Genomic DNA, 11472 nt, shown 5'->3' with positions numbered 1-11472 from the left:
CAGATCAGGTGGAGTCGTCACGCAGGCTCGGGCCCGTGCCGCTGCCGCCGTGGTCGCCCGAGCGCAGGACGTGCGCTGTCGTCGAGGCCGCATGGCTCAGCTGCTGCTTGCGGCGCATCTGCTTGGCCCATGCCGGTTCGGGCGTTGGTTCGCCAGCCTCGTCCGCACCGGCAGATGCCGCATTCGCCGCGGCGACAGGCGCGGCTGCGTCGGCCACGAAGTTCGCCACGCGGTCCTTCACGGCTCTGGCGCCGGATGCGATGCGCTGGCCGGCAGCACCGGCACTGGTTTTCGCGAGATGGGCGAGCCCGGCACCGGCCGCGCGCGCACCGCCACCGCCGGACGCCGTTGCGCCCACCTGGTAGGCCGATTTCGCGCCGCTCGACAGGCCACTGGCCGAGCGCGCGACGGCCGCGCCGCCACCGATGGCCGCCCGCACCGCGCCGGGTGCCATGCGCGTCCCCGCGGCCACAGCGGAACCTGCAGTTGCTACGGCCGCGCCACCCGCGACCGCCAGGCCCGCCGCACCCAGCGCCGTCCCCGCCGCCGCGCCGGCACCGAGCTGCGGCGCGCCCGACACCAGCCCCGTCGCGATCCCCGGTCCGAAGATCCCCAGGCCCAGCATCGCGAGCGCCGCCAGCATGATCGTCAGCGCATGGTCGATGGACGGCTCGGCCCCGGGCGGCGTACGGAACTCCGCGAAGAGGCCGGTGCCGATCCCCACGATCACGGCCAGCACCAGCACCTTGATGCTCGAGGACATCACGTTGCCCAGCACCTTCTCGGCCAGGAACGCGGTCTTGTTCCACAGCGCGAAGGGCACGAGCACGAAGCCCGCCAGGGTCGTCAGCTTGAACTCGATCAGGGTGACGAAGAGCTGCACCGCGAGCACGAAGAAACTCACGATCAACACGAGCCAGGCCAGGAAGAGGACGGCGATGGTGTCCAGATGGGCGAAGGTTTCGGGGAAGCCCGTCATCTCGCTGATCTGTTCCATGATCGGCCGGCCCGCATCGATGCCGACCTGCGCGAGTCGGCCCGGCTGCAGGAACTGCGCCTGTGTCAGGCTGGAGCCCGACGCCAGCAGGCCGAGCCCCGCGAACGACCGGAACAGGACGCCCGCCAGCTGGTTGAAATTGCCGATGATGAAAGCGAACGCCCCCACATAAAGCACCTTCCGGATCAGCCGCGCGATCACGTCGTCGCCCTGCCCCGCCGCATGGCTCATCGCCCAGAACAAGCCAGCCAGCGTCATGTCGATCACGACCAGCGTGGCCGTCAGGAACGCCACCTCGCCGTGGAGCAGTCCGAAGCCCGAATCGATGTAGCGTGAGAAGACATCGAGGAAGCGATCGATGACCGCGACATCGTTCATCGCGTCAGTCCTTGGCGCCCGCGCTGGCCGGCGGCGAAGCTGGTGCGGCCGGCGGCGGGACCGGCTCGCCCGCGTAGGGCGATGAGCCGCCACGCATGAAGCGCTGGCGCGTGGCCTCGGCCACCGCATGGCACTGCGCGTCGCCCATCCGGGCATGGTCGGCCTTGCACTGCGCCCGCAGATCCTTCAGCCGCTCGGGATTCGCGACGAGGGCCTCAACGGACTCGATCGCAGACTGGGTCGGTTCGGACTTGCCGCAGCCGGCGAGCAGCAGGACCACGGCGGCCGTGATGATGAAACTCAGATGCTTCATGGACGTTCCCCTCAGTGGCCATAGAAGTTCACGCGGTAGGGCGTGTACGGCGTGCCGCTACCCATGAAGCGCCGGCGCACCTCGCGCGCGCGCTCCTGCACCGCCACCTGCCGCGCCTGCTCCAGCGCCGTGGCGCGGTCCTGCGTGATCTGCAGCTGCTGCGCCTGAATCGCCTGACGCGACTGCAGCGCCAGCAGCTGGTTGGTCGCCTGCATCGCCTGCAAGGCGCCCGTGGCCGACTGGCTGCGGTTCACGAGGTCCGTGAGCGCCCGTTCGTCAGAGGCAAAGTTCTGCATCGCCTGCGACTGCACCTGCGTGGCCGTGCGCAGGGCTTCGAGCGAATTGCGCCAGCGCTGCCGAGCATCGCCGGCCATCTGCGCACCGGACAGCGCCGCCGAAATTGACTCGGGGTACAGCCGCTGGAACTCCTCTTCCATGCGCGAGACGTTGAAGGCCAGCCCCTGCGCCTGCTGGATCAGCTGGTTCGTGGCCGACAGGGTCGACTTGAGCTCGGCCAGCGCGCTGAAATCCAGGCCCTGAAGGTTCCTCGCCTGGTTGCGCAGCATCTGCGCCTCGTTCTGCAGCTGCTCGACCTGGTTGTTGATCTGTTCCAGCGCGCGGGCCGCCGTCAGCATGTTCTGGATGAAATTGGACGCATCGAATACGGTGTCGCCGACACCGAAGATGGCATGCGCCGGCGGGGCCACACCGAAAGCGATCGCCCCGGCCGCGACCAGCGCGGCGATCCGGGGCTTGAATGAGGACGTGAGGTTCATGGTGATTTCTCCTGCGGGGTTGAGGAAAGAGACGGTGATGCAGAGGGAAACGAAGGGATGAGGTCGGCGGCCCAGCCCAGGCCACGGTGGCGCAGCCAGGCCGCCGCGAATACCGAAGGCATGCGCGCGAACGGCGACGCCAGCACCGAGGCCTGGACGCGGTCGATCTCACGCTGGTCCTCGGGCGAGGCAGCGCCGGCAAAGGCCAGTGCCACCGGCCCGAGCCCGAGTTCGAAGACCCGGTTGCCAAGGCGCGACTGGTAGTAGTAGTCGCGCTTGGGCTGCGCCGTGGCGACGATCTCGATCTGCCGGCGGTTGAGCCCGAAGCCCTCGTAGATCACGCGGATCTGCGGCTCGGTGGCCTGCGGGTTCGGCAGGAAGATCCGGCTCGCGCAGCTCTCGACGATCGCAGGCGCGATGCTGGAGTTCTGGATGTCCGCGAGCGACTGCGTCGCGAAGATCACCGAGACGTTCTTCTTGCGCAGCGTCTTGAGCCACTGGCGGATGCGCGCGGCGAACACGGGATCGTCGAGGAACAACCAGGCCTCGTCGAGGATCAGCAGGGTCGGCGCGCCGTCGAAGCGCTCCTCGAAACGCGCGAACAGGTAGCCGAGCACAGCCAGCACGGCCGCCTTGCTGTGCATCAGCTCCTCCATCTCGAAGCACTGGATGGAGGAGGCTCCCAGCCGGTCCCGGTCCGCGTCCAGCAGCCGCCCGTGCGCACCACCGAGCACATAGGGCGCCAGTGCCTGGCGCAGGGCATTCGACTGCAGCAGGACCGCCAGACCGGTCATCGTGCGCTGTTCGGGCGGCGCGGTGGCGAGGCTGGCCAGTGCCGACCACACCATCTCCCGCTCGGCCGGCCCGACCTCGATGCCTTCCTGACGAAGCCGACCCTCCACCCACTCCGCCGCCCAGGTGCGGTATCCGTCCTGGTCGATGCGCGCGAGCGGCTGGAACGCGATGGCGCCATCCGAACCGAGGTCGTAGTGCTCGCCGCCCAGCCCAAGGATCGTGGCCCGCAACGAGCGTCCCATGTCGAAAGCGAGGATGCGCGCGCCGGGATAGCGGCGGAACTGCAGCGCGAGCGTCGCGAGCAGCACCGACTTGCCCATGCCGGTCGGCCCGACCACGAGCGTGTGCCCGACGTCGCCGATGTGCGTGACGAGTCGGAACGGCGTCGCGCCATCGGTGCGTGTGACGATCAGCGGCGGCCCGTCGAGGTGCGCATTGCGCTCGGGACCTGCCCACACGGCCGACACCGGCATCATGTGCGCGAGGTTCAGGGTCGAGACGATCGGCTGGCGCACGTTCGCATAGACATGCCCGGGGATCGACGACAGCCAGGCCTCGACAGCGTTGAGCGTCTCGGGGATCGTGACAAAACCGCGGCCCTGGATCGCGCGCTCGACCGCGCGCAGTTTCTCGTCGGCCGCCGCGGCATCGGCGTCGAGCACCGCCACGGTGGCGGTCACGTAGCCGAAGGCCACCTGGTCGCTGCCGAGTTCCTGCAGCGCCGCATCGGCATCGGCCGCCTTGTTCGAGGCGTCCGAGTCGACCAGCGCGCTTTCCTGCTGGAAGATGGTCTCGCGCAGCAGCGCCACGATGTTCTTGCGCTTGGCGAACCACTGGCGGCGCAGCCGCACGAGTTCTTTTTCCGCCTCGGCCTTGTCCAGGCACAGGAAGCGCGTGCTCCAGCGGTAGGCGAAGCCCAGGCGGTTCAGGTCGTCGAGCAGGCCCGGCCAGGTCGAGGTCGGGAAGCCGCGCACCGTCAGCACCCGCAGGTGCCGACCGCCGAGCATCGGCGCCAGCCCGCCCGTCAGCGGCTCGTCGGCCAGCAGCGCATCGAGGTGCATCGGCATCTGGGGCATCGCGACCGCATGCCGACGCGTGGACACGCAGCCGTGAAGGTGGGTCAGCGTCTGCGCATCGTCGAGCCAGTCGATCTCGGGCATCACGCCTTCGAGCAGGCCAAGGAAACGCTCGGTTTCGGACACGAAGGCTTCCAGCCGACTCTTCCAATCTGTCCCGTCCGACGCACCCGATCCATCCTGGACGTCTGTCCCTGGGCGCTCATAGAGCAGCCCCGCGGCGCGTGCCTTCGACTCCTCGGGCGGCAGGTACAGCAAGGTCAGGTGGTAGCGGCTCTCGAAGTGGCTGGCGTCCTCCTCGAACGCGGCGCGGCGTTCCTCGTCGACCAGCCAGGACAGCGCCTCGGGGAACGACGACTCGGGATAGCCAGCCGCCTCGCGCCGCTCGGCTTCCACGAACAGCGCCCAGCCCGAGCCGAGCCGGCGCAGCGCGTTGTTCAACCGCGCCGACGTGGCGATGAGTTCGCCCTGCGTCGCGCTGTCCAGATCCGGTCCGCGGAACCGTGCCGTGCACTGGAACGAGCCGTCCTTGTTGAGCACGATCCCGGGGGCCACCAGCCCGGCCCAAGGCAGCCAGTCGGCCAGCAGCGCCGGGCGCTTGCGGTATTCGGCGAGATTCAGCATGGCGTCGGCGTCTCCCCTCCCCACATCACACATCCAGCAGCGGTCGCTGCTTGATGTGCCGCGCGAAAACCTGCATGAACTGCGGGTCCAGCCGCGCGCCCCAGACCGCCAGCGCGTGGCCGACAACCCAGAGCGCGATGCCCGGCAGCCAGAGCTGCAGCCCGAGACCGACCGCGGCGCCCAGCGTGCCGTTGGCGATCGCCACGGTGCGCGGCGCGCCGCCCAGCAGGATCGGCTCGGTGAGGGACCGGTGCAGCGGGATCTCGAAGCCGGGCGCGTGCCCCGGTGAGAAAGCAGTCGACTCACTCATGCCAGCACCGCCCCACCCGAGAAACTGAAGAAGGTGAGGAAGAAGCTGGAGGCGGCGAACGCGATCGACAGGCCGAACACGATCTGGATCAGCCGGCGGAAGCCGCCGCTGGTGTCGCCGAAGGCCAATGTCAGCCCGGTCACGATGATGATGATCACCGCGACGATCTTGGCCACGGGCCCCTGGATGGAATCGAGGATCGACTGCAGCGGCGCTTCCCAGGGCATGTTGGAACCGGCCGCCTGCGCGGGCAGCGCGGCGGCCAGCAAGAGCATTGCCGCTGCCGCCGTGTGCAGCAGAGGTTTTGCGGAATTGCGTGAAATCGTCATGACGGTTCTCCAGGAGACGACGGGGTTGATGGGGCAGGACGAGATGAAGAGAGCAACGGGAACCCAGGCACCGCCGAGGTATCGAGCTGATAGCCCTCGTTGTCGTGGCCGATCACGCACGCGATCTCGCGCACCCGCCGGGCGCGGCCGCGCCCGGCGATGAAGACAATGACGTGGACCGCCTCGGCGATCAGGGCGCGCGGCACGGTCACGGAGACTTCCTGCACCAGCTGCTCCAGCCGCGTGAGCGCGCCCAGCGCGGAGCCGGCATGCACGGTGGCGATGCCGCCCGGATGCCCGGTGCCCCACGCCTTGAGCAGGTCCAGCGCCTCGGCGCCACGCACCTCGCCGACGACGATGCGGTCGGGCCGCAACCGCAGGGTGGCGCGCACCAGGTCGGCCATGGTGGTCACACCCGGTTCACTGCGAAGGCTCACGTGGTCATCGGAGCGGCATTGGAGCTCCACCGTGTCCTCGAGAATCAGCACCCGGTCGCGCGTCTCGGCGATCTCGTCGAGCAGCGCGTTCGCGAGCGTCGTCTTGCCCGTGCTGGTGCCGCCGGCCACGACGATGTTCAAGCGCTCGCGCACCGCCTGCCGCAGGAACCCCGCCTGTTCCCCCGTCAGGATTCCGTCGGCCACGTACTGCGCCAGGCTCATGATGCGCAGCGCCCGCTTGCGGATCGCGAACGAGGGCGCGCGCACCACCGGCGGCAGCACGCCCAAAAAGCGTTCGCCGGTCTCGGGCAGCTCGGCAGAGAGGATCGGCAGGCCCGCATGCACCTCGGCGCGGACGTGCGCGGCAACGAGGCGGATGATGCGTTCGGCCACCGGTGAAGGCAGTGCCACACCGGTCGGCGCGCGTCCTGTGCCGAGCCGGTCCACCCACAGCGAGCCATCCGGGTTGAGCAGCACTTCCACGACCTCCGGGTCCGCGAGAGCCTCCGCGATCTCCGGCCCCATGGCCGTGCGCAGCATGCGGATGCGCCGCGCCACAGCGCTGTCCGCGGCGCCGCCGTCCGATGCGCCGGAAGAAGGATCACGCGGCTGGACCATCAACGGCCTCCTCCGATCCCCCCTGCCCTGCCTGCAATGGCGTCGGTTCGGGCTCGATCTCCTCGTGGACTTCCCGCACCAGGCTGCGCCCGCGCTGCAGATGGCGCCCGAGCTGCTCGATGAACTGGGCAAAGCGGGCCCGCCCCTGCGCGCGGGCGGCTTCCTGCTGGCCCTCGGGCACCGGGATCGAGACCGTGAGGAAGTAACGGACATAGAGCGCTACCGTCTCGATCAGCACGTTCTGGTCACGCTCCAGCCGGTCGAACTGGCGGGAAAGCCGGTCCAGGCGCTTGGCGATCGCTGTCTCGCGCTGGTCACCGCCGTCGGGCGACAGGAACGACGCCAGCGCGGCCGCGACCACCGCCGACTTCGACACGCCCTTGTGCACCGCCAATCGGTCCAGCCGCTTGGCGTGCTCCGGCTCGATGAATATGTTGAGTCGAGCCCGGCTCACAGCGCGATCCCGTCGTCAGGGTCCAGCGCCGCGAGGCGCGCGGTACGCGCGAGCTGACGGTCCACATCCCGCGAGCGCAGGGGCACGTCGTCCTCGTCCTCGAGCACCAGCAAGCCTTCGTCCTCCGGTAGCGCCGACGGGTCGCGCACGACCTCCAGCTCGGGCTTGAGCTGATGTCCGCCCTCCTCGGCGAAGGCTCCTGCAAAGTTGCCCGACGCAACCTCGGGTGCGGCGAGTGGCGCCAGTCCGCTCCAATCATCGGGCCGCACCGCCGGTCGATCCGCGTACATGCCCGGTGCCAATACCGGCGGCGCCAACACGCGCCGCGTGAAGTTGCGGTCCTCGTAGTAGCGCAGCTTTCTGGCCTTGATCGGCGGATGACCCGAGACCATCACCACCGCGTCGTCGGAGGGCAACTGCATCACCTCCCCCGGCGTCAGCAGCGGCCGCGCCGTCTCCTGGCGCGACACCATCAGGTGGCCGAGCCAGGGAGCCAGCCGGTGACCCGCATAGTTGCGCTGCGCGCGCAGCTCGGTCGCCGTGCCCAGCGCCTCCGAGATTCGCTTGGCGGTGCGCTCGTCGTTGGTCGCGAAGGCAATGCGAACATGGCAGTTGTCGAGGATCGAGTGGTTCATGCCATAGGCCTTGTCGATCTGGTTGAGGGACTGCGCGATCAGGAACGCACGCAGTCCGTATCCGGCCATGAACGCCAGCGCCGACTCGAAGAAGTCCAGCCGGCCGAGCGCCGGAAATTCGTCGAGCATCAGCAGCAGCTTGTGGCGGCGGGCGATACCGTCGGAGCCGTCCAAGGATTCCGTCAACCGTCGGCCGATCTGGTTGAGGATCAAACGGATCAGCGGCTTGGTGCGGCTGATGTCCGAGGGCGGCACCACCAGGTACAGCGACACCAGATGCTCGGCGGAGATCAGGTCGGCAATGCGCCAGTCGCAGCGTGACGTGACTTCGGCCACCGTGGGATCTCGATACAGGCCCAGGAAGGACATGGCGGTGGACAGCACGCCCGAGCGTTCGTTGTCGCTCTTGTTGAGCACCTCGCGCGCGGCCGAAGCAACGACCGAATGGACTTCTTGGCCTAGGTGCCGTGTCGTCATCATCCGGTGCAAAGTGACCTCGAAGGGGCATGCGGGATCGGAGAGGAAGTTCGCGACTCCGCGCAGCGTCTTGTCCTCCTCCGCGTACAGCACGTGCAGGATCGCGCCAACCAGCAGTGCGTGGCTGGTCTTCTCCCAATGGTTGCGACGTTCCAGCGCGCCTTCGGGATCGACCAGGATGTCTGCAATGTTTTGAACATCACGGACCTCGTGGGCGCCACGGCGCACTTCGAGGAGCGGGTTGTAGGCGGCCGATCGTGCATCGGTCGGGTTGAACAACAGGCAGTGAGAAAAGCGCGCGCGCCAACCCGCAGTCAGATTCCAGTTCTCGCCCTTGATGTCGTGAATTACTGCGGAGTCAGGCCACGAAAGCAACGTCGGCACGACGAGGCCCACACCCTTGCCGGATCGCGTCGGGGCGAACGCCATCACGTGTTCTGGTCCGTCGTGACGCAGATACTTTCCCTCGCGAGCCGGTAACCGACCAAGGAACACGCCTGCGCTCTTCGTCAGCCCGGCCTTGGCGATCTCTTCACATTCCGCCCAGCGTGCCGATCCGTAGGTCGTGACGCGCGCGGCCACCCGCGAGCGCCACACAGCCATACTGATGGCCGCTCCGGTAGCCAGCATCCCACCCGATGCCGCAATGGTCCCACCACGCAAGAAGATGTCAGGAGCATAGGCATCAAACCAATACCACCACTGGAACAACTTCCAGGGTTCGTAGACGGGCACGCCCCAAGGTTCGGCCCAAGGATTTCCGAGCCGCGGCTGAAACCCCAGCGCATGCGCAGTCCACTGCGTGGCAGCCCACAGGCTACTCGTCGTGACGCCCACCACTACAACAATCTGTCCGAACAGGATGCCGTTCGCTCCCCTCGGCATAAGTCACCTCCGCGTTCATTCCAGCGCGCATGCCAACGCGGCACCGCTCTCTGAAGTCTGGATTGGAAGTGCCGTCGCGCACACCCACGGGAGCGTGGCGCGGCGTACTTGGTCGGGTGTGTTGTTGTGGCTTTGAGCCTGCCGAAGGCCAAGCGCGGAGGATCGCAGCTCGTCAGGCGGCGGGTAGCATTTCAGGAGAACGTGGGCTTGTCCAACGCCGTTGGCGCGAGGTAGCGTCGCGCCAACGGCAACACGCCGTACGGTTCAACGCGGCGCTATGGCGTTCGCGAGGAAACGTTGCAGCGCATCATTCAACTCGTAGCTCTGGCGCTTATGCAGCACGTACGTGGTGATGTGTATGTCCTCTTGCAGAGGCAAGGCCACCACGTCGGTGCGGCGCAAGGTAGCCATGTGGCCGGCATCGGCGACTCCAACCCCCAGACCGGCAGCCACACGGGTGACGTAACCCGCCAGGGTCCGGGCTTCGCCGGCGATGACAGCGCTCACCGCGAACTTCCGACGTACAGCATCCATCTGACTGCGAAGCCCCGGCAAACGATCGGGGTGAGAGGCGATCATAGGAAACCCAAGGAGCTCAGAAATCGGCAGGACGTCGCGTGTTGCCAACTCGTGACCAGGCGGGAGCAATGCGACCAATGGGTATGACCATGCCGCATCTTGGACGATGGCATCGTCGTTCGGCACACCGAAGGAGAACCCGGCGTCCACTTCCTCGCGCCGCAGCGCAGTCAGCAGTTCGACCGCGCGCATCTCCGTGATTTCGAGCGGGACGCTGGGCGGGAGCGTTTGCCATCTGGCGAAGCACTCGGAGAGCTTGGGTTGGGCCATCCCGTCGGCCACGCCAATGCGAAGCGGCGCACGGTCCCGTGCATCAGTTGCGCGTACGACGCGTTTGATGCGTTGCAGCCGAATAAAAAGCCTGTGAGCGTGTTCCAGCAACTTTACTCCGGCCGGTGTGAGTTGCAACTTGCGCGTCGGTGAGCGGACGAACAGCAAGACTCCCAATCGATCCTCCAGATCCCGGATGGTGCGTGCCAGCGGACTCTGGTCGATGTGAATGCGTTCGGCCGCTTTTCGGAAGTTGAGCTCCTCCGCGACTGCGATGAAGTAGCGTAGATGGCGAAGCTCAATCATTCTTGCTGCAGTGTCACTGAACCACTAGCCGACGCGAGGCTGATCAGAGCCGTACGGGCAAGTGCACCCAGGTTCAGCGCAAACGCCATTGCTCCGATTAGGCATCAAGTCGCAAGTTCGACATGGATCGCGTGTAGCAGCCGCTTGACCTCGCTCTCCGTGCCGACGCTGATTCGCACCCACTCCGGTAGACCATACGAATCGACGGGACGAACGATGAGGCCATGCTTTTCCAGCCTCCGCGCAAATGCCGCGCCTTGCCCTGCCTTGGCGAGAACGAAATTAGTGTGCGACTCGAGGCTTTGAATTCCAAGGCTCGTCAAACCCTTCACCAGCATCTGGCACACGCGACCGTTCATCTCGATCGTGCGCGACAGGAATTCTTGGTCATCCAACGCCGCGATCGCAGCCACCTGAGCAGTGTGCGTCACGGTAAATGGAGAGCGAACCCTGCGGAGCATGTCCGCGAGCGCAGGCTGGGCAATTCCGTATCCCACACGGAGTCCCGCCAGTCCATAGGCCTTCGAGAAGGTGCGCAGCACGACAAGATTCGGAAAGCGCCTGACCCAATGGACGGAATCCCCCCGAAGTTGCGGGCTGACGAACTCGAAGTAAGCCTCGTCGAGAATGACCACCACGTGCGCAGGCACGCGCGACAGAAAGGATTCCAGTTCGTCCGGTTCCAGGACCGTCCCGGTCGGGTTGCCCGGGTTGGCAATGTAGACCAGCGAGGGATTCTCGCCAAGCGCCCGCTCCAGCCCGCCCAGATCGACCTTGAGATCGGGTGAGGGCACGACGATGGGCACCGCGCCCATTCGCTTCGCCGCATTGACATAAGCCTGAAAGGAGTACGCCGAATACGCCGACTTTCGTCCGCCCTCCAGAATCGTTGCGGCAATGTTTCCCAGCACACTCTCTGAACCTGCGCCAACGACCACCCACTCCGGCGAGATGTCATGGAACTGAGCGATCGCCTTCACGAGAGCCGCACAGTCGCTGTCGGGATACCTCGAGATATCGATCGCCGCGCTGGCCAGAGCGGCCAGCGCCTTGGGGCTTGCCCCGAGCGGGTTCTCGTTCGATGCGAGCTTGACGATTTCGTTCTCCTCGAATCCAAGTCGCGCAGCCAGGTCGGAGATTGGCAATCCGGGAACGTAGGGTTTGAGGGATGCGATATGGGCGGGGTAAATGGGCGTTGCAGTCATGTGCGGAT

The 11472-nt window shown here is 66.9% G+C and carries 11 protein-coding genes; all 11 read right to left on the bottom strand.

Translation table 11 applies throughout. The annotated features are described in order from the left end of the window. Window positions 1-4: 4 nt before the first annotated feature. The 11 genes from trbL to hisC all read right to left on the bottom strand — a co-directional run bounded on the left by trbL (window position 5) and on the right by hisC (window position 11464). The gene (gene trbL, locus ACEN9N_RS06380) at window positions 5-1375 is read right to left on the bottom strand and encodes a P-type conjugative transfer protein TrbL (RefSeq protein WP_495655662.1); all 1371 of its coding nucleotides are present in this window, start codon (window positions 1373-1375) and stop codon (window positions 5-7) included. 4 nt (window positions 1376-1379) lie between these two features. After that, window positions 1380-1688: an EexN family lipoprotein gene (locus ACEN9N_RS06375; RefSeq protein ID WP_495655661.1), complete on the bottom strand. Its 309-nt coding sequence runs from the start codon at window positions 1686-1688 to the stop codon at window positions 1380-1382. Window positions 1689-1699: 11 nt separating this feature from the next. Continuing rightward, a complete protein-coding gene (gene trbJ / locus ACEN9N_RS06370) occupies window positions 1700-2464 on the bottom strand; it encodes a P-type conjugative transfer protein TrbJ (protein ID WP_495655660.1) in 765 nt (254 codons plus the stop codon). Next, complete coding sequence (gene trbE, locus ACEN9N_RS06365) at window positions 2461-4959, bottom strand: conjugal transfer protein TrbE (RefSeq protein WP_495655659.1); 2499 nt, start codon at window positions 4957-4959, stop codon at window positions 2461-2463. Before trbE ends, trbJ begins: the two co-directional genes overlap by 4 nt. A gap of 25 nt (window positions 4960-4984) precedes the next feature. Further along, on the bottom strand, window positions 4985-5269 hold the full coding sequence (locus ACEN9N_RS06360; protein ID WP_495655658.1) for a VirB3 family type IV secretion system protein: 285 nt from the start codon (window positions 5267-5269) through the stop codon (window positions 4985-4987). Next, window positions 5266-5544, bottom strand: a complete 279-nt coding sequence (locus tag ACEN9N_RS06355; RefSeq protein WP_342456070.1) for a TrbC/VirB2 family type IV secretion system protein — start codon at window positions 5542-5544, stop codon at window positions 5266-5268. The genes ACEN9N_RS06360 and ACEN9N_RS06355 overlap by 4 nt, the downstream gene beginning before the upstream one ends. Window positions 5545-5594: 50 nt before the next feature. Continuing rightward, complete coding sequence (trbB, locus tag ACEN9N_RS06350; protein WP_495655657.1) at window positions 5595-6653, bottom strand: P-type conjugative transfer ATPase TrbB; 1059 nt, start codon at window positions 6651-6653, stop codon at window positions 5595-5597. Then, a complete protein-coding gene (locus tag ACEN9N_RS06345) occupies window positions 6637-7107 on the bottom strand; it encodes a CopG family transcriptional regulator (protein WP_495655656.1) in 471 nt (156 codons plus the stop codon). Before ACEN9N_RS06345 ends, trbB begins: the two co-directional genes overlap by 17 nt. Next, complete coding sequence (locus ACEN9N_RS06340; RefSeq protein WP_495655655.1) at window positions 7104-9104, bottom strand: conjugal transfer protein TraG; 2001 nt, start codon at window positions 9102-9104, stop codon at window positions 7104-7106. The genes ACEN9N_RS06345 and ACEN9N_RS06340 overlap by 4 nt, the downstream gene beginning before the upstream one ends. Before the next feature lie 264 nt (window positions 9105-9368). After that, window positions 9369-10259: a LysR family transcriptional regulator gene (locus tag ACEN9N_RS06335; RefSeq protein ID WP_495655654.1), complete on the bottom strand. Its 891-nt coding sequence runs from the start codon at window positions 10257-10259 to the stop codon at window positions 9369-9371. A 104-nt stretch (window positions 10260-10363) separates the two neighbouring features. Then, window positions 10364-11464 carry a histidinol-phosphate transaminase gene (gene hisC, locus ACEN9N_RS06330; RefSeq protein WP_495655653.1) on the bottom strand — a complete coding sequence of 367 codons (1101 nt, stop codon included), beginning with the start codon at window positions 11462-11464 and terminating at the stop codon, window positions 10364-10366. Window positions 11465-11472 lie beyond the last annotated feature (8 nt).

The organism is Variovorax sp. Varisp46, assembly GCF_059491885.1.
The sequence above is the reverse complement of the archived record's forward strand: the minus strand, read 5'-3'. Positions and strand labels throughout refer to the sequence as shown.